Below are 26,677 nucleotides of genomic sequence, written 5' to 3'. Positions count from 1 at the left end.
AAGCACTAGAAGAAATACGAGAAAAAGGACGAGAACAAGGAATACAACAAGGACGTACCTCGGTGTTTAGCTTATGGTATTTCAATAAAAGAGGTTGCGAGGATACTTAATTTAACTATCGAACAAGTCGAACAAATAAAACTTGCAAGTGAGCAAGAATCTTCAACATCAACTTAGTAACTGCTGCAATTTTCATAGCGATGCCCAGTTTGGGCTACGCCTACGCCCTTTCATATAAAAGCGTAGGCGTAGCCCGCCAGTGCTAAAGAGAATCAGTGGTACAAGACCAACGATTAAAAGTCTTTATCACAAGGATTCTCTAAATTTGTCATTTTATGATACGACACCACAGTTTATAGCTAGCTATAAAACAAAGAACAGAAAGTGATACTATAATGAACCCTTTTCAACTCAACAAATATAGCGATCAAGAACCAAGCGAGAAACAACAAAAAAGATTTCCCGGATGGTTTGCTTTAGATTTTGGTACATCGAATTCGACAGTTACACTTTTCGATCCGATTGAAGTCCCGATCGCAGAAATTTTACCCAAAGAACAAGAAATGCGGTTGCGCGATCGCTTATCACAATGGCTAAGTTCTCCCGCGTCTGTAGCTTTACCAGATGTCAGCGCTGATGATTGGGAAAAGTTTATCGCCGAAATTAGCAAAAACCTGGAGATAGAACCAAGAAACTTGAGTGAAGTTTTTGAAAGTGATAATAAAGAGCGATTTTTGGAAGCAATTCGCCAAATTGAACTTTCTTTAGGAAACAGCGAGAGGTTCCGCCGTGCTGTCAGCAAAAAACTTTACCAAATCTATCATGAGGTGTTCCGCGTCCCTACCCTAGAGTCGCAAAATCTCATCCCAGTTGTGCTGGATATCGATCGCCGCGACACGGAAATTCCTAGCGAGTCGGAAATTTCGCAGTTAGGGGACTTAAAACTGCGGATGGGAAGGGAAGCTAGAGATAACAGAAAAAAAGCGATCGCTCAAGGTACAAGCGGTTCTTTAAAGGAAATTATCAGCAGGTTTCACCATTCACCCAAACGCTATTTTGGTCAGGAGCGATCGTTTTCAGTTATTTTGGATGGTGAAGAAGAAACAATTACTGCAAATCAGTTAATCCAATCTGCTTGGGCGCATTTAATCGAGTTAACTGAAGACTACCGCCAACGCGCACGACGCAGGTTTTCAGAAGGGAATTTTTTGACAGCAGTTGTTACTTACCCAACTGTCGCCCCACCAGTTGTTCGCAAGGAAGTTAGGGAATTAGTTGAGCAATTGGGAATCGATGATGTGCAAACTGCTTATGATGAAGCCGTTTCTGTGGCGATATTCTTTTTGTGGCGAGAATTTGGCGGTAATCTCAACATTGGTATTGAGTCATTCAAAACTCGTTGTCACCAAGCAGGAAACAAATGGTCACAAAATGTTCTCGTCTTGGATATTGGTGGGGGAACAACAGACTTAGCTTTAATTGAACTGACTTTAGAAGATAAAACCCCAGCTTTTGCCGACTATGAAGACCGAGGTTTAGGAGGACGTTACTATAAACTTACCCCCAAACTATTAGGTTCATCCGGTCATTTACAATTAGGTGGTGAGTTAATTACACTGCGAATTTTTAGATTATTAAAAGTTGCGATCGCAGACTTTTTATTGGCAGCCGTAACAATAGGTGATATTGAAAACGAAAAGCTAGAAGATTTAATTAACTCCGAGTTAAACGAGCGCTTCTTAGAACAAGGCAAATTCAAAACTGGCAGTCTTTTAAAATGTCTGGATAGAGAAAATCCAGAAGGCGATATTGCTTACAAAGATGCCCTAGATACTGCCGAGAAAGTATTGCCCACCCGTTGGCAACAAGCACCCCAACGCCTACAATCCTTTTATATTCTCTGGGATCATGCAGAAGCAGCTAAACTTAAACTTGGGCAAAAGCCACCAGTAGAGAATTCTCTATTAACCTTCACACTTTCTGAACAGCAAATTTCTGAATTGCTCACCCAAAGCGCCGTGAAATTGCAAGTCAAAGATCCAAATAACATCTGCGTCACCCTAGACAACCAGCAATTTGAACGAGCCGCTGCTTCGGGAATTAAAGAAGCGATTGGAATTGCCAAAGGATTAATGGAAAGTCGTTTGCGTCCCGATGATATCACCAAAGATTCTTGGAATTCCCAAAAAGTTGATTGGTTAATTTTGTCTGGTAAAACTTGTAATTTAGACATAGTGCAGCGCCAAATCTACCAAGAATTTAGTAAGTCTCCATATTTTGTCTGGAATCCAGAACGGATTACCTTTGTGTTGGAATTTACCAAGCTAGCCACCTCCGCCGGGGCTTGCTATGCCGAGAAACTGCGAAGATTGAGATTCGATCCAGAAGAGTCTAAAAGCTTGCTGCGTAAAGGAGCTAACCAGCTAGAAATTGATGTCAAAAACCTGTTTTATTATTTGCCCTGCAACTTCAAACGCAAAACCCAAAGCAACGATTTGCTGACTATATTCAAGGCTGGACAAGAACTCTATCAACTCGCACCTTGGGAAACTGTTGCGAAAGTTCGTACTACGTGGCAAGGCATACAATTAACTAACATTATCTACCGTCAAGATTATGAAGAGGGAGATTTACGACTTTGGGGAAGCTTTGACGGCAAAAACCTCATGGGTAAACTGGGTATTCAAGAAGCAGAGTTTCTTAAAAAAATCAAAGTCCAGTTTGAGATTGACCAAACTCTCGAATTTAACGTGTTGCTTTGTCAGGGAAATCCCCATTATTTGATTGACATTTCTGGCATTGATTTGGAATCAGTAGTTTCAGAAAGTTCAGCGCTATTTACTGATGGTAAATTGAACTGGAATATTGCTGTAGAACGCTTCAATAAAGACTTAAATGATGGTGATATTGCCGTCAATGTTATTGAGTCAGCAACTGTCGATCAACCAGATGCCTATCATCTTGTATTTGAAGTAGGAAATGATGGTAGTAGAACGTTTCAAAAATTTCACTATTTGCGCGATGGAGTGACGCAACCAGGAACCGGGTTAATTAGTAATCCCTTACCTCCTTTTCCACAAACTGGCCAGCACACTTTCTATGTTTATCAAACAGATGCCCAAACCAACAGTAAAAAATGGATACGAATTGGCGCACTCAGCAAACCAGATGTGACTACCGATTATCCTTGCCAATATCGTGTAACTCTCGATGATCAAGGTATTCTGCGGATGCACGCTGGTGAAGTGCCTTACTGGACATCAAAAAGTCAGGAATGCCTAAAGGAAGAGGGATGCGTTTATCTTGCTGAATTAGAGTTGCAGCCCAACGAAGTTGATAAAGAACGCGATCCATTTTGCGGCATACATTAACTGGAGTGATGATAGCCTCACGCAAAAGTTTAAAAAGTAACGTTTTTAAACGCATAGGCGCTTCGCCTTCCCGCACGGTAGGGACGCAGAGTTTTGCATTTCATTAATTCGCTACGAATTAATAAAATGCTGCACTAAGAAAACCTTTGCGTGAGGTTTTTAGAAAAATCATTACATACAGGTAATATTTGGAGGCAATATTCATGCAGCACTTGCGTCAGCTATTAGAAATAAAAAACTCGGAGTTAGCCCGGTTATTGCGGTTTAACCTGTATGGACTGGAGGCTACTTTAAATCAGGCTCGCGTAGAATTTCCACTAGATCCAGGAGTCGAAATATGCGATGAGGTGCTGCAAGAACTTCATCGCCTGTTGCAACCTGCACCCCCACAGCAAAATACTGGTTGGGAAGATGCGCTAGATGATTTAAAATTAAGTCACCTGCGGGAAGCTTTCGATTCTGACTCAGAACTTAGTTATTATCTGGGTAATTCCCAACTGCAAAGCCAAACAGATTCTGATTTGTGGAATGAGATTCAACGCAAACTGCTGCGAGTCCCAGAGGATTTAGCTATATCTTGGCGATCGCGCACCTTGGATCTGGCTCAAGAAGTTGGTGCGATCGCAGATAATTCTAATCTCTATCAACTTCCCTTTATCCGCGATGAAATTATCTACCCCGGTCTGAGTGGTACTGTTCAGACTCAGGGATTGAGCTTGTCTCAAGAAGCACTTTTAAATTCTCAAAGTCCCCAAGGTAATCCATCTGATTTATTAGCAGGATTCCTATATTTATATCTGAAATTTATTGAAATAGACTCAGATTTACATCATGCCTTAAAGAGCGTTTTTAGCTTTGATGTGATCTCTTTACACTCAAAACCAGAACAGCAGCATCAATACATTGATGCTTTAAGCGATCGCTTCCAACGCACCCAAAAAGCTGAAGAAAACGCTGATCCCCTGTCAATTCTCCGTACCTGGATTGATATGGATGAAGCAATACACTCTTTGGTATTCGTACCACCGGCTGAACGCTATTCTTGGTGGGGAAAGCTACAACACGAATCACGACGTATCCTGAAGAAAGTTGCTGATCAGGCAATTAATGCAGGTAATGAAGTGCGAATCCGCCAATTATCGGGGCTTTATGCAGATATTTGTGCTTTATCTAAGGATGACTTACAACTAGACTGTGGTGGTATTCCTGGGGAAGTGTTAACTTGCCTTCGGGTATATGCGCGAATTAATCAGCAAGAATCCCCAGGTCGTGTAATATTTCGCTCCTCACGGTAGGGGAATTGCGGATTTTTCGCAAGTTTTCTAATTCTTGAGATTATGAGGCAAGGCAGACGATTTTGCGATCGCCGCCTTGCCTCATAATCTAATGAAGGTAAAAACGTTTAAATCTAGAGGATGCCCCAGAAGTGTAAAATTCCTTGACCAGAAAACGCTTCAAGTGCAACGGCAGATAAAAAACCAATCATTGCAAAACGACCGTTCCAGTTTTCGCTCTGAGGAGTGAAGCCCCAGCGCAAAGCATTAGGATCTTCTGGAACCGAAAGCGTAGTCTTCTTAACGTCTGCCATAAATAATACTCCGAGCTTTTATGTTCTAACAGTTATAACTGCATGTAAAGTAATGTAACAGACTTTTACAAAAATGCAACATAAACTCAAGACAAAATTTAGTTAGTGAGTATATATTACGAATGCGTAGTTTTATGTTAGTAGGTTTGCGATCGCGCCATTCAGCAGATTGGTACGGTAATTTTTGGAGACTTGTTGCAATTTTTACCCGTTTTGCCTGTATTTGCTAACCTAGTGCAAAGCCATCAGATATTTTCTTGCTTCTTAAGGTTCAGTAATGTCAGTAAAACAATTATCTCTATTTGAACAGCAACCAGAAGATTCAAATAAGTTTTTTGCTCGTAAAAGACCCTGGTCAGCAGCCAAACATAGGATAATGCTGAAATATATACAGGCTCATTGCTACAATTTGGGCGGTAGCAAATCCTATCAATCTATGTATATTAACTATGTTGACGGTTTTGCTGGAGCAGGCAAATATGATGAAGGAATTGGTATTGAAACCTTTGTAGATAAATCTAACTTTTGGCAGAGATACAAAACCGAATTTTTAGATACTGACGGGTCGCCTTTGATAGCTCTTAAATGTGCTAAAATTTTTAGTCTTGAAGAACGTGTTACCTTAAGATGTTTTTTTACTGAGGAAGATAAAGACCTCAACCAAGAACTCAAGAGTAATTGTAGTTTAATAGGTGAAGGATTGTACTATAAAGTTTATGACCCTCAAAGATTTGACAAAGCATTGACTCAAATAATGAATGATTTGGACAAATACCCAACGTTATTTTTTTTGGATGCCTTTGGAGTTAAGGGAGTAACTTTTGAGCAAATATGTTCTATTGCCAATTACGTCAGTAAATATAAAGGAGAATTATTTTTACTTTTTCATAACCGCGCAGTCGCTCGCCATGCAGGTTTCTATAAAACAAGCTATAAAAATTCCAAAGAGCAGAAAACTGCCGAAACATATACACAAAATTTAACCAAACTATTAGGTCATAATTCTGATTTAGACTGGAAACCAAAGTGGCTAGAATGCCAAGACCAAGAGCAAAAACAAAAATTTGAAAGGTGGGCGCTTGAATACTTTAAGTCTAGGCTTCAACAAGAAAGTAGTTTTAAAGGAGTGGCTAATTTTGAAATAAAGGAGACATACAATGATTCTAGACCGCAGTACAATATTGTAGTTGGTAGCAACCATCCACAGAAGGCTTTCGGTGAGTTTTTAAACGAATTTTTTTGTAAAGAAAATAAGTTGCTTTTCTTTGAGGATGACAAAAGTGGAAAAAATAATAAATTTCTTACTCAATCATGGGAGCGCGAAAATGATGAGCGAGTTGAAAGAATTAGACCTGAAATTATTGAAATTTTACGAAGGAATAATCAAGATTGGATAACCTTGAAAGACCTAATAAGTCTTATTATTCTTGAAATTGGCAATCTAGGTTATTTAAGTAGACCTAAGTATAGAGAAATTTTACTGGATTTTCATAAAAAGAAGATCATAGAAGCTAAAGAATTGGGCGCAAGAGGTAATTTAACTTTAGATAATTACGTCAGAGCAGTACAATGATACTAATATAGTAAAGCTAGTTTAGTTGGGGAATAAAATTCTATGTCAGTATCTTCAACAATAGAATGGACAGAAGCTACATGGAATCCTACCACTGGCTGTCATAAAATTAGTCCTGGTTGTCAAAATTGTTATGCAGAACGTTTTGCAGAACGGTGGCGAGGTGTTGCTGGTCATCCCTACGAACAAGGTTTTGATGTAAAAACTTGGAATGACAGACTAAAAATGCCTCTTTCATGGAAGAAATCTCGCCTAATTTTTGTTAATTCCATGAGTGATTTATTCCTTGATGATATTTCAGAAGAATTTATCAAAGATGTCTTTTATGTCATGAGGGAAGCTAGTTGGCATCAGTTTCAGTTATTAACTAAACGTCCACAAAGAATGCTTGAAATATCTAAGTGCATAAAGGAATGGCCTCCTAACGTTTGGGCTGGAGTCAGTATTGAATCTCAGGCTTGGGTATGGAGAAGTGAAATTTTAAAAGAGATTCCTGCGAAAATTAGGTTTTTATCTTGTGAGCCGCTTTTAGGTTCTTTAACGCTTTGTTTAGATGAGCTACATTGGATTATTGTTGGTGGAGAATCTGGTGTAGGTGCTCGTCCTATTAACATTGAATGGGTAAGAGATATTAGAGAGCAATGTGTCCAAGCTAATGTGCCATTTTTCTTTAAACAATGGGGAGGCGTTCAAAAGAAAAAATATGGCAGAGAACTTGATGGAAGAACTTGGGATAGTTTTCCAGAAATTGTAGCTAATACAAGCACTAAACAAGTATCAGTTTTAAAATGAATATGTCCGTAAATGATTATCAAAAGTCCTCTACGATATCCTGGTGGTAAGTCGAAAGCAATAAATCAAATAGTTGAATACTTACCACAGAGCTTTTCTGAATTTCGAGAACCTTTTGTGGGTGGTGGTTCTGTATTCATTTATTTAAGACAAAAGTTTCCTAATCTAAAAATTTGGATTAATGATTTAAACCGCGAACTCTTCTTATTCTGGAAGTTTGCCCAATCTGATCTAGCTCAGTTAGTTAAAGAAGTTCGGCATATTAAAGTCAAATATATAGATGGCAAATTACTCTTTGCAGAATTGACTAAGGTAGATATCAATGATTTATCTGATTTAGAAAGAGCCATTCGCTTTTTCGTCCTCAATAGAATTACTTTTTCAGGAACTGTAGAATCAGGTGGTTTTTCACAAGAAGCTTTTCATAAGCGATTTACCGATTCTTCAATAGAACGACTCGAAAAGCTAGAAAATATTTTATCAGAAAATGTCCAAATTACTAATTTAGATTACAGTCACCTATTAAAAACAGAAGGAGAAGATGTATTTCTCTTTTTAGATCCACCATATTTTAGTGCTACAAAATCAAAGCTTTATGGTAAAGACGGTGACTTGCACACTTCTTTTGAACATCAGAGATTTGCTGAACTTTTACAACAATGTCATCATCGCTGGCTAATTACCTACGACAACTCACAGCAAATTCGAGAAAATTTTCAATGGGCTAATATCTCAGAGTGGGAATTACAGTATGGGATGAATAACTATAAGCAGAGTAGTGCGGCTAAAGGAAAAGAGTTATTCATTACTAATTACGAAGTTAAACTTTATTTGGATAAAAACGCACAAAATCAGAACCTTGTGAATCCAGCTTTGCAATTAAGCCTTGATCTTTCAAGCTAACTTTGATAACTCCCAATTTTCCGGTAGGATAGCTCTCATGCCTCTCAATATAGCTACAACATACAAACCTTAGCTATGATAACTTCCCCAATCCCTGCTCAAGAATCCTCTGTTAGCTGGTATATCCTGCTGCAACAATTAATAGATGGCCAATCATTGTCCCGTACTCAGTCTGCTGAATTGATGCAAGGATGGCTCAGTGAAGCGGTTCCCCCAGAGTTATCGGGAGCAATTTTAATAGCGCTGAACTTTAAAGGCATTTCTGCCGACGAGTTAACCGGCATGGCTGAAGTATTACAATCTCAATGTTCCCCACTCAGCGCTCACCAGTCAGCACTGACTACTGTAATAGATACCTGTGGCACTGGCGGAGATGGATCATCAACCTTTAATATTTCCACAGCAGTTGCATTTGTCGCCGCAGCCTATGGCGTACCCGTCGCCAAACACGGCAATCGTTCAGCGTCAAGTCTTACGGGAAGTGCCGATGTATTGGAAGCCTTGGATGTAAACTTGAGTGCCTCTAGTGAAAAGGTGCAAGCAGCACTACAAGAAGTGGGGATCACTTTCTTGTTTGCCCCTGGTTGGCATCCAGCACTCAAGGCGGTTGCCCAATTGCGGCGGACTTTGAAGGTGCGAACAGTTTTTAATTTGCTTGGGCCGTTAGTAAATCCCTTGCGTCCAACTGGGCAGGTGGTAGGGTTATTTACTCCCAAACTTTTAGCAACTGTTGCCCAAGCTTTACAGAATTTGGGCAAGGAAAAGGCGATTGTGCTGCACGGGCGAGAAAAACTTGATGAGGCTGGGTTAGGAGATTTAACTGATTTGGCGGTGTTATCAGACGGAGAAGTGCAGTTAACTACGATTAATCCCCTAGATTTGGATTTAACGCCTGCTACCATAGGTATGCTTCGGGGTGGGGATGTCCAAGAAAATGCGGAGATTCTGAAGGCGGTACTGCAAGGAAAGGGAACTCAGGCACAACAGGATGCAGTAGCGTTGAATGCGTCGTTGGCGCTGCAAGTAGCGGGTGTAATCTCGTTGCTCGATCACGCCGAGGGTATTAAAATCGCTAAGGATATCCTACAAAGTGGCGCGGCTTGGGCAAAGTTGGAGCAGTTAATTGAATTTCTGGGGAATTGATTTGCGATCGCAATTGCGGGCGAAATTCTACCACATTACGTTTGATGGTGACATCATAGTTGCCAAAAAAATCATGTCCTAGAAGTCCAGTTTCTAGTTCCGCACCGGCGATCGCTACTGCTACTTTATTCACTATTACCCCGCCAACTGCCATCGAATTAACATAACCCACAGGAAATTCTACAGCTCTAGAACTAGCGGTGTTTGCCTTCGCTTTCCCCACTGGCACGATTCCCAAAGCATCGGCCATCTGTTGGGTGATTACAGTGCCACTGGCTCCTGTATCCACAATCATCTCAAATTGTTGCTGGCCATTGAAAGTGACTTCGACAATTGGCGTGCCACCAATCCGCCTTTTAATCGGGGCTGTAAATACTGCTTCATCTGGAATCACCACTGCTGACGAGGGCAAACCTGGCTCTAGTGATAACGGTTTTGTTGCGACAGGAGGTAATGAACGTAAGGTGAACTTTGGTGTGGTTGCTCTCTGGGGAACAAGAACTACTATCCTCTGAGGTTGGGCAACGCGCACAGGGCGAGGATTCGCTTGCTGTTGGGCATATTTTATTTGCCGCCGATATTCAGCAATCTTGGTTTGAGCGATCGCAAATTCTAGGCTTTGTCGTCGCACTTTTCGCATCAGCGCGATCGCATCCTGGTACTGACTCACCACCAAATTCCAATCCTCTGGAGATTGAGCAGATTGGCTGATACTCCAAGCGCCAACAGCTTTGTCTCGCCCCATCTCAAAAAGACTTGGTTCACTTTCAGACGGCTCTAGCGGCTGCGCTTCTGGGATAGCTGCTGGTTTTACTGGTTCGACAGTAGGCTGTACTGATGTCAGATCCCCAATTGGCGTGGGTTGCTCATTGCCACCAGTCGCAGTGTTCCGTTTGTCTTCACTACAGGCAACACACAAAACCGCTAGAGCGCTTGATATAAAAATTAGGGTTGTACGGGATAAAAAGGACTGAAGCATAATTAATTTTAACTGCCCAAGCTTTGCCAAATCCACTCCCGCTACTTTTATAATTCCCTTTTAATTTTAATTAACTATCCTAAAAACTCCCAATTGCTCAACTTATGAGATAATTAACAATCGCAGTATTGGGGACTAGGGAATGGGGAATAGGGAATAGGGAAGAGTTTTCCCAATGCCCAATGCCCAATGCCCAATGCCCAATGCCCAATGCCCAATGCCTAATCTACTATGCCCCTGACTGACGCAATACCAGCTTTACTTGTCCTAGCAGATGGAACCACTTATCGCGGTTGGTCTTTCGGTGCTACGGGAACCGCGATCGGAGAAGTGGTATTTAACACTGGTATGACCGGCTACCAAGAAGTACTGACCGACCCAAGTTACTCCGGTCAGATTGTCATTTTTACCTATCCTGAATTAGGCAATACTGGCGTCAATCCTGAAGATGAGGAATCAGAGCGACCCCAAGTGCGAGGTGCGATCGCGCGTAATATTTGTCACCGACCAAGTAACTGGCGATCGACACAATCCTTGCCTGACTACCTTAAACAAAACCAAGTACCAGGGATCTACGGCATCGATACCCGCGCCCTCACCCGCAAAATTCGCATATTCGGAGCCATGAACGGCGGCATTTCCACAGCCATTCTTGATGAGGCAGAATTGCTAGAGCAGGTACTAGCGGCTCCCAATATGGCGGGATTGAATCTGGTTGGTGAAGTGACTACCCCAACGGCTTATGAATGGTCAGATGCCACAATTTCAGCTTGGGAATTCAACTCTGAGGCTGCGGAAAATCTTGGGGAACCCTTTACCGTTGTTGCCCTTGACTTTGGCGTAAAACGCAATATTTTGCGTCGCCTCACAAGTTACGGTTGTCGGGTGATTGTTGTGCCTGCTGATACCTCACCAGAAGAAATTCTCAATTACAATCCAGATGGTGTGTTTCTTTCTAATGGGCCTGGCGACCCTGCTGCCGTCACCGAAGGGATTGCAACTGCCAAAGCGCTCCTGTTAAGTCAAAAACCCATCTTTGGTATTTGTATGGGACACCAAATTTTAGGTCATGCACTAGGGGCAGAAACCTATAAACTCAAATTTGGTCATCGTGGTTTGAATCAGCCTGCTGGCTCACAACAACGGGTAGAAATTACCAGCCAAAACCATAGTTTTGCTATTGACCCAGATTCTTTACCTACGGCAGTTGTAGAAATCAGCCACCTAAACTTAAACGATCGCACCATTGCCGGGATACGTCACAAATCTCTACCTGTATTCTCCGTACAGTATCACCCAGAAGCTAGTCCTGGTCCCCACGATGCTGATTACTTGTTTGAGCAATTTGTTCAAGCCATGCGAACCGCACGTCAAGCCCTCCGGGGAATTCAAAATTAAAAATGACGCTCTCTACGAGACGCTGCGCGTAGCTTGCAACTCTTACAGAGTACGCGGACTCGCTCTAAGCGAACGCGAGTGCGTCTCTAAGAGTTGCCATGCCGTTCGCGCAGCGTCTCGTAGAGAAGGCTTTACGCTGCGCTAACAGAATTCAAAATGAAAGATTTATTTTTGAACTATGCATTTTTAATTTGGAATTGGAGCAAAGCGAGAGTCAAGTTGTCGCATCTGGGATTAAATAAAAATAGCAAAATGCAAATGGGGGACAAGAAAGACAAGGGGACAAGGAGAATAACCATACCCAATGCCCAATGCCCAATGCCCAATTCCAGCAGATTGTAGACAACTTGCTCAAAAACCATCTATACTTGAGCGTTCACTTTAACTCATGAGGAGGGAATTATTGCTGATCCACTGAATCTAACCGTTAGCCTGAGGGGCACTCGTGAAGTCCGGGATAACTGTCAGCTATTCCGCCTCACAGGTTTGTTAGATGCCTTTTCTGAGCCGACATTTCGCAAGGTGCTTGGCAGCAAGATTGACGAGGGCCCTAAGCACATTATTTTGGATCTCTCACAAATCGACTTTATTGATAGCTCTGGCTTGGGTGCTCTGGTGCAGCTAGCCAAGCAGGCTCAAACTGCTGAGGGCACTTTGCAAATTGTCACGAATGCCCGCGTCACTCAAACGGTCAAGCTTGTTCGCCTAGAGAAGTTTCTCTCTCTGCAAAAATCAGTTGAAGACGCTCTAGAAAACATCAAGTAGTCTTGATTGCTTGAACCGAGAGATAAATTCAGCTATCCAGATTCAACATCGGATAGCTTAATTTTTAAAACTTCTGGCAGAAAACCTCTCTCTTTGTGGGAGAGGAACAAAGCCAGTTGAGCTATTATGTTTAAAGTTGAGCAATAACAAAGATATAGACACTCCGTTCTGGGGTATGTAATTGTTGGCTACAATATTCGGATAAACAATCAAGTCCGAAAAAGTTGTAAGAAATACAAAGCCAGCAGATTTATCTATAGGTTAACTTGACTTAATACTGTATAGTTAAAAATTGTCGCTTACTAAGTAAGCATGGCAATGGGATCAAGTAACAGGGTGAGTTTGATGTCAAAATTTTACACTATCTTAGGCACAGACCACAAGAAGTAGGCGAAATTTGGTTTATAGGCGTTGACATCAGGGTGATTTAAAATGCCAACTCTCAATCAAAAAGATGAAATTAGGAAGTAATTTTGATAGTGTTGATTATGCTAAGTATACTATCATGGCATACTTCAGAAAAATCACTCTTTGCGAAGAATGCCTGCCAAATGTAGCCCGTCAAGGAATGATTTATTTGTGAAGTCACAGGAGGAAGAGCTATTTGATGGACAAGATGAAACTCCCAAACAGAGTTTATCTTGGACTCAAGCACTCTTGGCAACCACAGCGCCATTCCAACAGATTTCCCTCTCACAAGTGCAACAAATTTCTCCTAGTGCTTTAGCATATTTGGGGGATGCAATTTATGAGTTGTATGTTAGAATTTTCTATCTGCTGCCATTACAGCGGTCAGGAATTTACCATCGTCTGGTAGTGGAGCAGGTAAGAGCGGAAACCCAAGCGCTACATTTGCGATCGCTGATTCCTCATCTCAGGGACACCGAATTAGAAATTGTCCGACGGGGTAGAAACGCCGCGACAGGACGCCCTAAACGACTTAATCCCGAAATTTATCAACAGGCAACTAGTCTAGAAACCTTAATTGGCTACTTATATCTTACCGATTACCAGCGTCTAACCGAACTGTTGCAAATACTTCATATAGAAAAAGAGTGAGAACTCAATTTCACAATGGCCACAACAGTAGATTAGGCTCAATAAATTGAGGTAATCGGGATAATCAACCAGACGCTATATCCATAACTCAAATGCAGAATAAACCGAGAAAAGTCAAGACTTCTAGCGAACCCAATCGTGGACAACCCGTAAAAATTCAAGGTAAGCGTGTTGTTACTAATCCTGTTCGCAATCCCAGAAAAATAGATAGCAACCCCATCTCTGTTGCTAATCCGACTCGCAATCCCAGGAAAATAGATAGCAACCCCATTTCTGTTGCTAATCCGACTCGCAATCCCAGAAAAATAGATAGCAACCCCATTTCTGGCAACTCCCGACAACGATATAGCAACTTATCCCAGCCGTCTGCATCTACAGAATCGACAGAAGATAGCGATCTCATCTACGGTCGTCATCCAGTATTGAGTGCATTGCAAAATCAGCGCAATCTCAACCGTCTCTGGATTACGACCCGTCTGCGCTACGATCCCAGCTTTCACCATTTTCTCCTACAAGCGAAAGAAAATGGCACGGTTATTGATGAGGTTGAACCCAAGCGCTTAGACTATCTCACCAATGGAGCCAATCACCAAGGTGTGGCAGCGCAAATTGCTCCCTACGCCTACATCGAATTGCCGGATTTAATTGAACAGTCCAAATCTGTAACCGATGCCGTAATTGTCGTGGCTGACGGAATTACTGATCCCCACAACTTGGGAGCAATTATTCGCACCGCCGAAGCAATAGGCGCTCAAGGATTGGTGATTCCCCAAAGAAGGGCATCTGGGATCACTTCCACTGTGATGAAAGTGGCAGCAGGCGCTTTAGAAAATTTTGCTGTAGCTAGAGTTGTCAACCTTGGCCGCGCTTTAGAAGAATTGAAAGAAGCTGGCTTTTGGATTTACGGCGCTGCTGCAAGTGGGAGCGAACCCGTGCATACAATCAATTTCACTGGCCCAATCGTTTTGGTAATCGGCTCAGAAGGTGAAGGTCTGGGTATGTTAACTCAACGCTCCTGTGATTTTTTAGTATCGATTCCTCTACAAGGTAAGACTCCCAGCCTGAATGCCTCGGTAGCAGCGGGTATGGCGCTTTATGAAATTTATCGCCAGCGATCGCTAAATACGCTGCACTTGGATAAATTACAAAAATTTTCTTTGAAAAAATAACAGTAACAGAGTATAAAGAAATGTAAAAGATAATAAAGCACAATATCGTTTAACACCCTGTAGCACGTTTATAAATCGGCGAAAACCATGAAAACCATTTGGCATAACCTCAAGGAAGTGTTGATTAACACATTCGACTACATCGGCTTGGCTTGGTGGGTAGAGATTGTGACGCAGAATCCCCGATGCACGTACTACTTCGGGCCATTTCTGAGTTCTTCTGATGCCAGATTGTCAAGCATTGGATATATAGAAGATTTGGAAGTTGAAGGAGCTACGGGAATTGCTGTGCATATCAAGCGCTGCAAACCTAATACCTTAACAATCGCTGAAGACTTGGGGGAAAGATTTGACCGCAAAGTACAGCCTATCTTTGGCGGTCAAATTTAAGTTAGGCCAGAGTCAAGATAATTCGTAATTCGTAATTCGTCATGACGCTCTCTACCAGACGCTCTTGCTAGCTTGCTTCTGGGCAGGAGTACGCGGACTAGCTACCGCTACGCTAACGTAATTTCGAGTTCTAATTACGAATTATTTGTTCAAGAGTCAAAATTCCTTGGACTATTGACTACCAATTACCTGCGGATGTTCTTCCAGCCAATGGTCAATATCATTCAGCACCAACTGGGGAACTTCCCACGGGAAAAGATGGGCGGTGTTGGGATAACACTGCCACTGAGAATTTTGGAGGTGTCGAGCAGTTTCTAAGCTAGAATCAGATGTGATGTGGCGGTCTTGTTCACCAGCAAGTACTAAACTAGGACATTGTATTTGTTGCAAATCTACAAGTCTGTTGTATCCCGATTGAATTGCACTATAGAGGGCGCGAGTAGCAGCAGGAGAGGTTTGCAAATAAGCTGGTACTGCTTCGGTGGCGATATAGTTGTAAGTGGTAGATGTATGTTGTTGGATTAGGTAGCGGAAAAGCGATCGCTTGCCAAAAGTTTCAATATTCCATTGCCAACTCGGTTTTATATAGTTTAGTAGGCCAGCAACGCCAGTATATAAATTATCCTGCCAAGTGATAGGAGGATGACTGCCACGGGGTTTTGCGGCTGTCGCCACCAAAATCAGCCCTGTAATGCGCTCTGGCAAACGTAATGCCAATTCCATTGCCAGAATGCCCCCAAGTGACCATCCCAATACTAGGCACTTTTCAATCTGAAAGCGGTCTAGCAGCGCTTCTAAATCAGTCAAATGGTCATTCATAGCAAAATTATTATTGCAGCGACTTTTGCCGTATCCACGTAAATCAGGGGCAAAAGTTTTGTAGCGTTTTGATAAATGATTGGTAAAGACAGAAAGACTACGACCAGTACCAGGATGACCATGTAAGCCCAGAATGGGAAATCCTTGACCTTGGATGTAGACATTTAGAGGTGTAGCAGTAGTATGACTATGGCGATCGCTCATGACTCGCCGTTCTCCTGTCTGCCGAACAAATGTTCTAAAATGCGTTGGCTTTCAGTTCTCAATCCTCTAATTTCAGTTCTAATTTCTCTGAGTTCGGTTACAATCCCTTCAAAGTTACGCTGAGTTGCTTCATGGTTTAGCTGATGTATCTCAACTACCTGCACCAAGGAATTTACGGTTGAGCGTAGTTCAGCCATCGCGACTCTATCAGCTTCTCTAGCTGCTGCGTTCGCTTCTATGGTGGCTGCGTTAGCGACTCTATCAGCTTCTCTAGCTGCTGCGTTCGCTTCTATAGCTACCGCGTTCGCTTCTATAGCTACCGTATTCGCTTCAGCCCTTTGTGCTGTCCGCTCTAAGATTGCTTCAATCCGGTCTAACCTTTCTGTCATAGTAGTTCGATCATCTTATTCCTGTAATTGTCTCATACAGCTAACGGCGAAAGATTCTTTGTTAGGACTTACGCAAAACTACACGCGGTAGGGGCAATTCATGAATTGTCCCTACTGGAAAATCGGGGTTTTGGCTATTGTTTGCGTAAGTCCTATTTGTGAGTAAAGCCAATATAACTACTAGCTAATTCTGCTTTGAGGGTTAAACTAAATTGGTTCATAAACCATTTGGGGAATCAACACTTCGTCTTGTAATTGCCCAATACCTAAAAAGCGAGTCTCTTGATCATAAACTCGCACTATTTCAGAAACATCGAAAGTTAGAGAAATTCGCTGACCTTGACACCATTTTTGAGCAGATGTTGCTGGTAAAGTAACAGACGACAAATGTTGTAAAGCGGCATCAGATACAAAAGGTTGAAATGTCTCGGCTTGGAGTTTAGTTTCTAAGTCTGTCAAAGTGAGACTATCTGTTAAATCGAAACCACTGCTTTGGGTGCGAATCAAAGCCGCAAGAGTGCCACCAGTTTCTAAGATTGCACCTAAGTCACGAGCGATCGCTCTAATATATGTACCAGAACCACAGGCGATCGCAACATCCAATTCGGGAAAATCTCCTTCTCTCCAGTCCAAAATATCTATCTGAAAAACTTCCACTGTTCGCACTGGAACTTCCACCGTTTTCCCTTGGCGTGCTAAGTCATAGAGACGCTTACCATTCACTTGGATTGCACTGTAACTAGGTGGTATTTGCTCAATCTTGCCTTCAAATTGTGCTAATGCAGTTTTCACTTCTGCCAAATTCAATCCAGCACAAGGTTGAGAAGTGATGATTTCACCTTGTAAATCATCGGTTGTAGTACGCACACCCAGCCGAATGGTGGCTTTGTAAGCTTTGTTTTCTGGTAGATACTGCAATAATCTTGTGGCTTTACCAAGTGCGATCGGTAACACCCCTGTAGCTGCTGGATCTAAGGTTCCTGCGTGTCCCACACGTTTGAGGCGCAACAATTTTCGCACCCGTGCTACGCAGTCGTGGGAAGTCCAGTCAAATGGTTTGTTTAAGTTGAGAAAACCTTGAAATAACACAAAATCAATCGTTACAGCTTCTAAATTCTCTAAAAGTGATTATATCGTTAGGCTGGGAATTACGCTCGTAAGTGTGATAATTTAGCAATTTTTGGGAATTATATAAATAATTTCTCCCGTAATTCTATTACAGGAAAAATCAGTTAATTCAAAATCTACTAATTCTCATCGTAGTTATGATATACCCTATCCTGGTTATTCGCTGATATTGAAGACAATTATTAAATGTACGCGGTTTAAATTAAAAACCGACCAGCGAATCTGTAACTGGTTATTCATAACTTTTTTATTATAAATTTAAAATAAATCTCACCTAATCTGTTTGCAAAGTAATCTTTTCCAAGCAGAATATATTTACAACTACAACTAGAATATTAGATGAATAAAATAATAAAAGAAAATTGTAACCTAAGTTTATACCAGTCATTATCACGCTATCTTGGGAATATACAGCGTATTTCAGGTAAATGAAGTACACGGGTAGGGGCACAACATGTTGTGCCCCTACGATTATCTGTACCTCACTAAGTTGCAATCTGCTGTATTTATGGATGTTTACTAGGTCTTCAACGACAACTGAGAGAAAAACTAAACGCATAGGGCAAGTTCTTCATCCGACATTTACCAAGAGTCCACCCTGTATACTAAGTGTTACTACTTCCCTGCACTCTACTCTCCAGTGGTTGTTTGTAGCTTTTTTGTAAATCACTTACAAATTATGGTATCTTCAAAGTAGATACGCAAAATAGTGCTAAGTAGGCGCGTTAAGCTCCGAAAGTTTTATGTTTGGGCGTGTAATTCTCTAAGAAAGCATTTTGAGGTAGCTATGACCACAGTTGTTGCTAAGTGGGGAAACAGTTTAGCTATTCGACTTCCGAAAGCTTTAGCTGAACAAGTTAATATCAAAGAAGGAACAAACATAACTTTCAGTGTTTCAGGCAATAGTATTGTAATCACGCCGCCGCAGCGAAAAAAATATACGCTTGATGAATTATTGGAAGGTATGACTCCAGATAATTTTCATTCTGAAATAGATACTGGATCTGCTATGGGGAATGAAGTTTGGTAGTTAAACCATACGTTCCAGATAGGGGTGATATTGTCAAGTTAGACTGCGGAACAGCAAAGCAAATTACGGCTGATTCTATCCGACGTGTATTAGCCTTGAGAACATCAGGAATGTCATTTGAAGATATTTCTGAAACACTTAATGCTGAACTAAAACCTCAAGGGCGTGAGCAGATGGGCTATCGTCCTTTTTTAGTTATGTCGCCATTGCAATACAATCGAATGGCTTCCATAGTTCTAATTTGTCCAATTACTAATCAAAAAAAAGGTCTTAACTTTGAAGTTTCGCTTCCTGACGGAATGATAACCAGTGGCGTGGTGCTAGCTGATCAGATCAAATCACTGGATTGGAAAGCTAGGAAAGTTTTGTTTGTAGAGAAAGTTGAACAGGAGCTAATTGAAGAAGTCCAAGCAAAAATTGAGACTCTAATTTTATAAAGACGCAAATAAATTTGTACAGACGTAATTAATCAAGCCTGTTCAAGTCAAATAAAAATCATCACATGCAGCAATGCAACACCAATATCCAACATCCAAAATCCGAAGCTGACTATGGTGTTGGGGACTTTTTTTTTGCGGGTTTGGCTCCTTTTATATCCAGCAATTGAGCTAATTCGGTTGTATTCAATGACTTGACAAGACTCAAACCAAGCGACTTACTAGAAATGCTTTGTGTGTAGTCGGCGTTGAGGTAAGAAATGTATTGCGGCCTTCCTGCAACATAGGTTTGGAAGAAAGGTAAACTCAAAACATTCATGTAACGACGCGCTTGGGAAGCATCGCCAATCATATCGGCAGGTAATGCTACTTGCTGATTTGCAGGGTTGCCATTGCCAATGGTGGAAAAGTGGGTGCCACCTACAAGCATGACGAGATACTTTTGTGAATTTGACAACCAGGAAAAAGGTAGAATTTGCTCGGATAAAGCTGGTGCAACTGTATCATCACTACTACTGACGATCATCACTGGAGTTTTAATTTGACTTAAGCCAGCTTTGCCGAAAATAGAACTAGTAATGGGATTAACTGCGATCGCAGCTTTCACTCTCTCATCCCGCAAGTTATAATCCTTACCAGACTTGCTGTTGCTTAATTCTAAGGCGCGACACTGGAGCAGTAAAGACATGTTCCAGGTATTTTGCAGCGCTGCTGGTTGACAGTCTTGTTTTAGCTGGTCAAAGTTGATTTTAGCACCTGCCAAAGCCAAGGCTGTGTAGCCTCCCAAAGATTGACCAAATACTCCAACTTGTTGCAGATTTAACCGACCTTTAAACGTTGAATCAGATTGATTATCTTTTTCCAATTGATTCAGTATATATGTTACATCCAAAGGTCGGTCTTTAAATTCACCTGGTTCTGCTATTTCACTGGCGTGTCCATTCAACAGAGAATGTAATTGTTTAGCATCACTACCAGGATGATTGGGAACGACGACAGCAAATCCGTAAGAAGCTAGGTGAGTGGCTAAATATTGAAAGTTGCTGCTGTCTAAACCCAAGCCGTGAGAAATCACAATTACGGGTGCAGCATTCTGGAGATTGGGAATATAAACATCAGTTAATAAAAGCCGATTGCGCGTTGAGTCAAAAAACTTTAGGGTGTATTTTTGCGACTTCAACTTTCCCGGAACCTGTAAATCGGGCAATTGTGATAAATTGGGTTGTTTGATGGTAGCAGCTTCTATCTGAGACTGTTGGGAAACTACTGCGATCGCACGATGGGTTTGGTTAACAAGTTTCTCCAATTCCGTAGCTATTTCCAAAGTCTCTGCTACATCAAGGCGAATGCTGCTGGTGGGATATTTACGCAACACATTCAAAAGTGTCAAGCCTCCCGATTCACCAGAAGCTAAAATTAGCGCCGAACGCAAAGCACCAAATCCTGATTCTGGCTGAGGAGATTTGGCTATAATCGCTTGCGCCAATCGATGCAGCAAAAATTCACCTTGCGGTGTGTAGAGAAGTTGCGAAACTACTACCGGACTAACTTTCACACGATTGAGTAAAATCCGCCGTAATTCTTGAAGCTGTTGAAAAGGCAGATATTGCTGATACGCTGCCAAATCGTCGTCAATTACACCTGTCTTGGCGTAGTTTTCTAAAGTTGTGACTGAAATGGAAAGCTCTAAAGCTGAATAAGATGCATAAATCCGCTCTGCTGCCAAGACAGAATTACTAATTCCAAATGTTGGCAGTAGTGTTGAAAGAACCAGCAACAGAAAATTTTTTCTCAGGGTGCTGGCCCAATTACCAAACAAACTATTCATCGCTCAACTGTTTCGGTGGTCTGGTTTGATCAGGTGTTGGCTTTGGTAGTTATTCGGACACCCTGCTTGGTTTACTTAAAGTTATTAGCCTCAATTTTATCAAAACAGAATTTAGGAGTCAGGAGTTATAATTCAGGATGAATTATGTATGACTGGCTGATGTAGCTTACTTAACTTTAGGGGTGTAAATGGGTTTTAAATTCCCACCAAATCATAGATTTGGTAGTCAATAAAAAAGTAGTGGTTTCCAATCCCCCAGTAATTGATTCTGACTCCTGAATTCTGATTTTTGAATTCTTCTTCAAGGATTTTCTTGGCTATCAGGTAAACAATTAAATCCTACAGAGTCACACAGATGGGTAAACTATCCATCTTACAAGAGGCTGACTCCAGTAGTTTGCCTTCACTATTAAATGATAACAAATAAAAAATACTCTGCCTCAGTATTGATGTTGTAGCTTTGAATAGGGCACGAATTTACTAAATGAAAAACCCCGTAAAAATCCTGAAAATCATTTTTATTAATCAGTTTTTCCCAAGGCGATCGCTACTGAACCTGTGACTACTAAACCCGCTCCTAATATTGCGATGAAAGTGAAGTGTTCTGGTGGTGTCCAATCAGGTGCAATAACTGATACAACTCCGACTGATATTAATGTCACAATGGGAGCTAAAGCTAATACTGCACTCACTCGTGATGCTTCCCAATGTTCTAATGATTCGGCGAAAGCACCGTAAGCGATTAAAGTATTCAAAGCACAAAAAAACAACATTCCTAAATGAAAAGTATCAAGTATAAAAAGTGATTTTATTCTGGCTATAGGAGTGAATAATAAAGCACAACCCCCGTAAATAATCAGCATAATGCTAGGGGAAGATAAAGATTGCAATAACTGCTTTTGTGCCAAAGCATAAATAGCCCATGCTGCTGCTCCTAGCATAATCAAAACACTACCTAGTATATATGTGCCATGCGCTGTAATTAAATTCGTAAGTTGTTCACGAAAAAATAAAAGATAACCACAAGTCATTACACTTACACCAATCCATTGATACAGCCGATAACGTTCTTTAAAAATCACTAACCCTCCTAAACCTAATAAAAGGGTAGCTAATTGAATGAGAACTTCGGCGTTAGCAGGCGATGTTAGTGCTAAACCTTGCATAAAGAAAAAGTAATTAATCCCTAAGAAGAGTGTAGCGATCGCTAATAACTTCCAAGCAGCAGAACGCAATTGTTCTAACTTTGGTAATTTACCGCGTATTCCTAAATACACAGCAAGCAGTAAAAAAGATACCAAAAACCGAAACCAAATGACTGTATAGACATCAAGTACTTGCAGAGTTACCGTCAGAGCAATAGGTAAAATTCCCCACAATAAAACCGTCAATAGCGATAACGCTAGCCCTAAGCGCCACCGACCAGAACTTTGATGTAGTGACATTCAAATATCCTACTCAAAGTAGGGCTGATCATAAACTAAAACATATCTAATTTGCATATCTAAATTTGGCGTTGCTGAATTATGGGATGATTTCGCCCAATTGGGAACGAATTTTCAATGGTTTCAACCACCAATTCATCCCGCATTTATGCAACGCCCTAAATTTTATCAAACTCTTGTGGAGTCAGCATCTTAACAGTCTAGTTAATGCAAGTTAAATGTAGAATAGCTTACCTACCCTACTGAATTTATTTGTAGTCCTATGGCGTTTTTTGTTCACATAAAGTTAGTAAACTGCGTAATTACTTTACATGAATAATAAATTTAAAACTTGCTCGTAAATGTATAATTTGTTCCGATGTTATTTTATCACAAAAAACTATGGGGATTATACCCATAATAAGCTTAGTAGTCTTTATTACTGGCTTATCAGTTTACTTGCTACTGACCTCAAAAGGTCGATTTTTGCTCAAATCTTTGGTGACAAAAATAAAGCGCCAAGGGTGGAGATTCAGAGATGGCCAGCTTAACTCCCAGAGATCAAGATTTTCAAAGACTATAACAATTGCTGCCATTATTCTGGTAGCAGTAATAGCTGGAAATAGTGTATCGGCGCAGGTTACGGGGTCGCCTCCAGTTTCGCTCAAGAGCGTATCGGTTCCAGAGCCTGACAATCTTGGAGACTTCGTAAAAGACAAAGTAGCTGCAATCAAGTTAGGTAAAACTCTTTTTTGGGATATACAGGTTGGGAGCGACGGACTGACCTCCTGTGCTAGTTGTCACTTCCATGCTGGAGCCGACAATAGATCCAAAAATCAGATCAATCCTGGGCTTTTGCGGGTCAACGCCGATGGTACAGCGAATCCAGATACAGTTTTTGATGTGGGTGGCGCACCAAACTACCAGCTCAAGCCGTCAGATTTTCCTTTTCACAAGCTGTCGAACTCCAATGATCCTAAGACTGTTGTGTCTGACCGTAACGATATTAGCTCATCTCAAGGAGCCTTCAATACGAAGTTTGTTGGTGTCACACCTGGTAGTGGGCAAGACCAAGTAACAAACGAGCCAGATCCAGTGTTTAATGTGGGAGGTACGAATGTGCGCCGCGTCCAGCCGCGCAACACGCCAACTGTAATTAATGCAGCATTCAACTTCCGCAACTTCTGGAACGGAAAGGCACAAAACATATTTAATGGGGTGAATCCCTTTGGTTTAAGAGATCCTAACGCCTCTGTGGTGAAAGCAAACAACCCAAATCAGCTCCAATTTGTCAAAATCAGCCTGAATAATTCGTCTTTGGCTTCTCAGGCGCTCGGCCCGCCACTCAGTTCCACAGAGTTGTCCGCTGATGGTCGCACTTTTCAACAAATTGGTGATAAGTTCGGGCAAGTTAACAACGGAAAATCTGTCAGCAATCTGATACCAGATATTTCGCTCGGACCACTACTCAGTTCCGTTGAACAAATTGGTGATAATCTCGCGCAAATTGGCAACACAAAATCTCTCAGCGGACTGCTGCAAAATATTGCGTCACTTAGCGGTACAAAGCTCCCCCGAATACTGGCGCAAAAGTTATCTAGCCTCAGACCGCTAGGCAAACAGGTTGTGGATCCACAAGACAGCGTTTTAGGTGCAAACAGTAGATGGCCTCAACCCGGACTGAAGGATAAAACCTACGAACAGCTGGTTCAAGATGCCTTCAAGCCGGTGTGGTGGAAGTCTAATCAACTCATCCAAGTTGATGCTCAAGGTAGACGGACTTTTGTCAACAACGTTGATAACTCTTCCCAAACCAATGAGTACACGCTGTTGGAGTATAACTTCTCGCTATTCTTTGGGCTGGCGATTCAGTTGTATGAAGCTACACTCATTGCCAACGATACGCCCTACGATCGCTTCTTGGAAGGAAACACCAGCGCCCTCACCGTGCAGCAGCAACAAGGGAAGAAACTATTCGAGGGCAAGGGGTGCATTGGTTGCCATAGTGGGTTGGAATTAACATCTGCTTCAGTGAGCAGCGTGGCTCAAAGCGGACGAATCAGACGTGGGCCGTTCGGTGCAAAACCCCCTGAAGACACTGGCTTCTTCAACATTGGTGTCAGACCTGCCACGGACGATCCCGGTTTGGGTGGTAATGACGGTTTATCTGCTAACGGCCAAGGTAATCCACTCTCCGAGGCCCGGTTGGCTCAACTGGGGACATTTAAGAATCTCCTGGGCCAAGACCCCCCTATCCTGACTCCACCGTTGAATTCAAGTGAGAGCGTAATTGCAGACGGAGCTTTCAAAGCACCTGGGCTTCGCAATGTGGAACTCACTGCCCCCTACTTTCACAACGGAGGTCAGGCGACCCTAGAGCAAGTGGTTGATTTTTACAGTCGGGGTGGTGACTTTGGAGGTCTTCCCGTGCTGAATCTCTCACCAGAGGAAAAACAGCAATTGGTCGCCTTTTTAAAAGGACTCACCGATGAGCGAGTTCTCCATGAGAAAGCACCTTTTGATCATCCGCAACTGTTCGTTCCCAATGGACATCCGGGTAACTCTACCTCTGTTATCAATGACGGCACTGGTAAAGCTACAGATAGCCTATTGGAAATTCCTGCTGTTGGTCGGTATGGTGGTAGTGGCACTCGAAATTTCCTGAACTAACTAGTAATTTTAGTTAGTAACTCAGGTGTGGGGAGCAGGGGGAGATAAGGGAGATAAATTGCTTCCTCATCCCCCTCATCCCCCTGATCATTAGACCTCTTGCAAAAGTCAAAAAATTAGCAATGTCATTCTGTTCCCGCAGGGTACGGAACGCAGTGGAGAGAAGAATCTCACAGATGTTTCGCTCCACTCAACATCACAATTTAAGCATTTATGCAAGAGGTCTATTGAGCAGCGCACCGTGAACAATTCAAGGTGCGTTAGCCTACGGCATAACACTACTTCTACTATTATCATCTTCAAGCTTACAGAGAGGAATGCCCCATTCCTTAAAAGAAATCAGCCATCCAAGGCGACGCACCTGCAAATATTTGCGTAGCTGCTAAGATAGCCGTTTCTGTCCCATGCAGTTTTCCGGCTTGTTGCAAATGGTAGGGAGTGAACAAACTTGTATACAATGGTGCCAATTCCCGGATATCTAGCTGCAACTCACCCTTTCCGCCTTTTATGACTTCACCGCGTCCATTGGCGACAGAAAGAATGAATTTACCATTATTTCCAGTTAGCAAATTATCTTCAATTTCTAAGTGCAGTTCAGCTTGGATTCCTGTTGGATAACCCCGCGCCTCCAGCGCCTTGACTACATCTATTACCCGTAACATCCAACGGTTCGTATGCCTGATCTTGGCAGTTTGCTCTGGTAGCAGCAATGTCAAGGAATCAATCACAGAACTCTTCCATCGCACCCGGTCAATTTGAGAGCGATGATTGGCAAGAAAAGACCAAAAACTTTGTGCAGCAGCAGATGTGAGAATTACCCAATCTTTGATCCGCAGAATTGCGCCATCCTCTGCTGGATGTTGGCTGAAGAGGATGTAGCCTTGGGGTTTCTCTTTGCTACCGATAAAATATGCGTAAAATGTTTCCTTCTGATCTGGTTGGATTAATCGTTGCCAGATTACTGGATGTCGGTCTAAATATCCATGCGTTAGTCTCGCCTGCTGCTGATATAGCTCATGAAAGACTTGATGATTGATAGTCACTATTGGTTCCAAAGGTAGGGGTTGCTCCCGCAGCTGGATAGTGTTAGCAGCAACTTCCCAACCACACCAGTTACCCCCTTGCTCATACCCGACTTTTCGGTACAAGCTTTGAACGGCTGGATAAAGAGCGGAGATTGCTACGCCCCTAGCATAAAGTTCTTTGAGGGTGTGCTGCACCAGAGCGATCGCAGCTCCCGAACCGCGATACTCTGGAGCAATGCCCACTGCCGCAATTCCTGTCATTGGTACACGCACACCACCCCACCACTGCCCCATATCCAGAGTTGCCAATCCACCAACTACTTGCTGCAATTTACGGATAATACGGAAATTTTCTACGCCAATGAGATTGATGTAAACTTCCTCGCTACCAAGCCCACTGATGAAACACTGCTCAAAGATACTCCCAAGCTGCTGAATATCCTGGGGATGGGCAAGAGTGCTGTATTCAAATTTAGGTGTCATCTCTTATACCATTAATAATACAAAAGCAAAACTATACTACAACTAAGGTTACTTGAAATTTGACCTTCCGAGGCTCAACTTTGACCTTCTGAGGTTCAACTTTGACCTTC

General features: G+C 42.1%; 22 protein-coding genes. 14 read left to right on the top strand and 8 right to left on the bottom strand.

What is annotated here, in order from left to right:
- The first annotated feature begins 395 nt into the window (after window positions 1-395).
- Both HWQ41_RS32210 and HWQ41_RS32205 read left to right on the top strand, forming a co-directional pair.
- Complete coding sequence (locus HWQ41_RS32210) at window positions 396-3,371, top strand: molecular chaperone (RefSeq protein ID WP_292771999.1); 2,976 nt, start codon at window positions 396-398, stop codon at window positions 3,369-3,371.
- Between the two features lie 203 nt (window positions 3,372-3,574).
- Window positions 3,575-4,666 (top strand): hypothetical protein, encoded by a 1,092-nt coding sequence (locus HWQ41_RS32205; protein WP_292771997.1) that lies wholly within the window; start codon window positions 3,575-3,577, stop codon window positions 4,664-4,666.
- A 113-nt stretch (window positions 4,667-4,779) separates the two neighbouring features.
- Here the strand turns inward: HWQ41_RS32205 and HWQ41_RS32200 are convergent, their stop codons facing one another.
- Window positions 4,780-4,959 (bottom strand): high light inducible protein, encoded by a 180-nt coding sequence (locus HWQ41_RS32200; RefSeq protein WP_292771995.1) that lies wholly within the window; start codon window positions 4,957-4,959, stop codon window positions 4,780-4,782.
- Between the two features lie 277 nt (window positions 4,960-5,236).
- On the opposite strand from HWQ41_RS32200, the gene tcmP reads away from it, so the two are divergent.
- The 4 genes from tcmP to trpD all read left to right on the top strand — a co-directional run bounded on the left by tcmP (window position 5,237) and on the right by trpD (window position 9,370).
- On the top strand, window positions 5,237-6,532 hold the full coding sequence (tcmP, locus tag HWQ41_RS32195; protein ID WP_292771993.1) for a three-Cys-motif partner protein TcmP: 1,296 nt from the start codon (window positions 5,237-5,239) through the stop codon (window positions 6,530-6,532).
- A gap of 42 nt (window positions 6,533-6,574) precedes the next feature.
- Window positions 6,575-7,324: a DUF5131 family protein gene (locus HWQ41_RS32190; RefSeq protein ID WP_292771992.1), complete on the top strand. Its 750-nt coding sequence runs from the start codon at window positions 6,575-6,577 to the stop codon at window positions 7,322-7,324.
- Between the two features lie 15 nt (window positions 7,325-7,339).
- On the top strand, window positions 7,340-8,227 hold the full coding sequence (locus HWQ41_RS32185) for a DNA adenine methylase (RefSeq protein WP_292772037.1): 888 nt from the start codon (window positions 7,340-7,342) through the stop codon (window positions 8,225-8,227).
- Between the two features lie 75 nt (window positions 8,228-8,302).
- Window positions 8,303-9,370: an anthranilate phosphoribosyltransferase gene (gene trpD / locus HWQ41_RS32180; protein WP_292771990.1), complete on the top strand. Its 1,068-nt coding sequence runs from the start codon at window positions 8,303-8,305 to the stop codon at window positions 9,368-9,370.
- On the opposite strand, the gene HWQ41_RS32175 is transcribed toward trpD, so the two are convergent.
- Window positions 9,300-10,349, bottom strand: coding sequence for a retropepsin-like aspartic protease (locus HWQ41_RS32175; RefSeq protein WP_292771988.1), 1,050 nt, complete (start codon window positions 10,347-10,349; stop codon window positions 9,300-9,302). The genes trpD and HWQ41_RS32175 overlap by 71 nt on opposite strands.
- A 231-nt stretch (window positions 10,350-10,580) precedes the next feature.
- Between HWQ41_RS32175 and carA the strand changes: the two genes are divergently transcribed.
- The 5 genes from carA to HWQ41_RS32150 all read left to right on the top strand — a co-directional run bounded on the left by carA (window position 10,581) and on the right by HWQ41_RS32150 (window position 15,130).
- A complete protein-coding gene (gene carA, locus HWQ41_RS32170) occupies window positions 10,581-11,747 on the top strand; it encodes a glutamine-hydrolyzing carbamoyl-phosphate synthase small subunit (RefSeq protein ID WP_292771986.1) in 1,167 nt (388 codons plus the stop codon).
- A gap of 399 nt (window positions 11,748-12,146) precedes the next feature.
- The gene (locus tag HWQ41_RS32165) at window positions 12,147-12,512 is read left to right on the top strand and encodes an STAS domain-containing protein (RefSeq protein WP_292772035.1); all 366 of its coding nucleotides are present in this window, start codon (window positions 12,147-12,149) and stop codon (window positions 12,510-12,512) included.
- A 579-nt stretch (window positions 12,513-13,091) separates the two neighbouring features.
- The gene (locus HWQ41_RS32160) at window positions 13,092-13,571 is read left to right on the top strand and encodes a ribonuclease III domain-containing protein (RefSeq protein ID WP_292771984.1); all 480 of its coding nucleotides are present in this window, start codon (window positions 13,092-13,094) and stop codon (window positions 13,569-13,571) included.
- A gap of 92 nt (window positions 13,572-13,663) precedes the next feature.
- Entirely contained in the window at window positions 13,664-14,740 is a 1,077-nt protein-coding gene (gene rlmB, locus HWQ41_RS32155) for a 23S rRNA (guanosine(2251)-2'-O)-methyltransferase RlmB (RefSeq protein ID WP_292771982.1), read from the top strand.
- A gap of 87 nt (window positions 14,741-14,827) precedes the next feature.
- Complete coding sequence (locus HWQ41_RS32150; RefSeq protein WP_292771980.1) at window positions 14,828-15,130, top strand: DUF1816 domain-containing protein; 303 nt, start codon at window positions 14,828-14,830, stop codon at window positions 15,128-15,130.
- 171 nt (window positions 15,131-15,301) lie between these two features.
- Here HWQ41_RS32150 and HWQ41_RS32145 read toward each other — a convergent pair whose 3' ends face one another.
- From HWQ41_RS32145 to truB, 3 genes are all read right to left on the bottom strand, one after another.
- Window positions 15,302-16,153: an alpha/beta hydrolase gene (locus tag HWQ41_RS32145; protein WP_292771978.1), complete on the bottom strand. Its 852-nt coding sequence runs from the start codon at window positions 16,151-16,153 to the stop codon at window positions 15,302-15,304.
- The gene (locus HWQ41_RS32140; RefSeq protein ID WP_292771976.1) at window positions 16,150-16,542 is read right to left on the bottom strand and encodes a hypothetical protein; all 393 of its coding nucleotides are present in this window, start codon (window positions 16,540-16,542) and stop codon (window positions 16,150-16,152) included. The genes HWQ41_RS32145 and HWQ41_RS32140 overlap by 4 nt, the downstream gene beginning before the upstream one ends.
- A gap of 207 nt (window positions 16,543-16,749) precedes the next feature.
- Window positions 16,750-17,631 carry a tRNA pseudouridine(55) synthase TruB gene (gene truB, locus HWQ41_RS32135; RefSeq protein WP_292771974.1) on the bottom strand — a complete coding sequence of 294 codons (882 nt, stop codon included), beginning with the start codon at window positions 17,629-17,631 and terminating at the stop codon, window positions 16,750-16,752.
- A gap of 826 nt (window positions 17,632-18,457) precedes the next feature.
- Here truB and HWQ41_RS32130 point away from each other — a divergent pair.
- Window positions 18,458-18,700: an AbrB/MazE/SpoVT family DNA-binding domain-containing protein gene (locus HWQ41_RS32130; RefSeq protein WP_292771972.1), complete on the top strand. Its 243-nt coding sequence runs from the start codon at window positions 18,458-18,460 to the stop codon at window positions 18,698-18,700.
- Window positions 18,694-19,137, top strand: a complete 444-nt coding sequence (locus HWQ41_RS32125; RefSeq protein WP_292771970.1) for a type II toxin-antitoxin system PemK/MazF family toxin — start codon at window positions 18,694-18,696, stop codon at window positions 19,135-19,137. Before HWQ41_RS32130 ends, HWQ41_RS32125 begins: the two co-directional genes overlap by 7 nt.
- Window positions 19,138-19,249: 112 nt before the next feature.
- On the opposite strand, the gene HWQ41_RS32120 is transcribed toward HWQ41_RS32125, so the two are convergent.
- The gene (locus HWQ41_RS32120; protein ID WP_292771968.1) at window positions 19,250-20,965 is read right to left on the bottom strand and encodes an alpha/beta hydrolase; all 1,716 of its coding nucleotides are present in this window, start codon (window positions 20,963-20,965) and stop codon (window positions 19,250-19,252) included.
- 521 nt (window positions 20,966-21,486) lie between these two features.
- A complete protein-coding gene (locus tag HWQ41_RS32115; RefSeq protein WP_292771966.1) occupies window positions 21,487-22,410 on the bottom strand; it encodes a DMT family transporter in 924 nt (307 codons plus the stop codon).
- Between the two features lie 381 nt (window positions 22,411-22,791).
- Between HWQ41_RS32115 and HWQ41_RS32110 the strand changes: the two genes are divergently transcribed.
- A complete protein-coding gene (locus HWQ41_RS32110) occupies window positions 22,792-25,059 on the top strand; it encodes a cytochrome c peroxidase (protein WP_292771964.1) in 2,268 nt (755 codons plus the stop codon).
- Between the two features lie 329 nt (window positions 25,060-25,388).
- Here the strand turns inward: HWQ41_RS32110 and HWQ41_RS32105 are convergent, their stop codons facing one another.
- Window positions 25,389-26,567 carry a GNAT family N-acetyltransferase gene (locus HWQ41_RS32105; protein ID WP_292771962.1) on the bottom strand — a complete coding sequence of 393 codons (1,179 nt, stop codon included), beginning with the start codon at window positions 26,565-26,567 and terminating at the stop codon, window positions 25,389-25,391.
- Window positions 26,568-26,677: the final 110 nt, after the last annotated feature.

This window comes from Nostoc sp. NOS(2021), from assembly GCF_017115025.1.
Lineage (GTDB): Bacteria > Cyanobacteriota > Cyanobacteriia > Cyanobacteriales > Nostocaceae > Nostoc.
Note: the sequence above shows the minus strand (reverse complement) of the source record. Positions and strands in the feature narration are given on the sequence as shown.

Coding starts and splice junctions, on each gene's coding strand:
- HWQ41_RS32130 (WP_292771972.1), top strand. CDS start 18,458: ATGACCACAGTTGTTGCTAAGTGGGGAAACAGTTTAGCTATTCGACTT.
- HWQ41_RS32200 (WP_292771995.1), bottom strand. CDS start 4,959: ATGGCAGACGTTAAGAAGACTACGCTTTCGGTTCCAGAAGATCCTAAT.
- rlmB (WP_292771982.1), top strand. CDS start 13,664: ATGCAGAATAAACCGAGAAAAGTCAAGACTTCTAGCGAACCCAATCGT.
- tcmP (WP_292771993.1), top strand. CDS start 5,237: ATGTCAGTAAAACAATTATCTCTATTTGAACAGCAACCAGAAGATTCA.
- trpD (WP_292771990.1), top strand. CDS start 8,303: ATGATAACTTCCCCAATCCCTGCTCAAGAATCCTCTGTTAGCTGGTAT.
- HWQ41_RS32105 (WP_292771962.1), bottom strand. CDS start 26,567: ATGACACCTAAATTTGAATACAGCACTCTTGCCCATCCCCAGGATATT.
- HWQ41_RS32150 (WP_292771980.1), top strand. CDS start 14,828: ATGAAAACCATTTGGCATAACCTCAAGGAAGTGTTGATTAACACATTC.
- HWQ41_RS32190 (WP_292771992.1), top strand. CDS start 6,575: ATGTCAGTATCTTCAACAATAGAATGGACAGAAGCTACATGGAATCCT.
- HWQ41_RS32210 (WP_292771999.1), top strand. CDS start 396: ATGAACCCTTTTCAACTCAACAAATATAGCGATCAAGAACCAAGCGAG.
- HWQ41_RS32205 (WP_292771997.1), top strand. CDS start 3,575: ATGCAGCACTTGCGTCAGCTATTAGAAATAAAAAACTCGGAGTTAGCC.
- HWQ41_RS32175 (WP_292771988.1), bottom strand. CDS start 10,349: ATGCTTCAGTCCTTTTTATCCCGTACAACCCTAATTTTTATATCAAGC.
- HWQ41_RS32140 (WP_292771976.1), bottom strand. CDS start 16,542: ATGACAGAAAGGTTAGACCGGATTGAAGCAATCTTAGAGCGGACAGCA.
- HWQ41_RS32120 (WP_292771968.1), bottom strand. CDS start 20,965: ATGAATAGTTTGTTTGGTAATTGGGCCAGCACCCTGAGAAAAAATTTT.
- HWQ41_RS32145 (WP_292771978.1), bottom strand. CDS start 16,153: ATGAGCGATCGCCATAGTCATACTACTGCTACACCTCTAAATGTCTAC.
- HWQ41_RS32115 (WP_292771966.1), bottom strand. CDS start 22,410: ATGTCACTACATCAAAGTTCTGGTCGGTGGCGCTTAGGGCTAGCGTTA.
- HWQ41_RS32110 (WP_292771964.1), top strand. CDS start 22,792: ATGGGGATTATACCCATAATAAGCTTAGTAGTCTTTATTACTGGCTTA.
- carA (WP_292771986.1), top strand. CDS start 10,581: ATGCCCCTGACTGACGCAATACCAGCTTTACTTGTCCTAGCAGATGGA.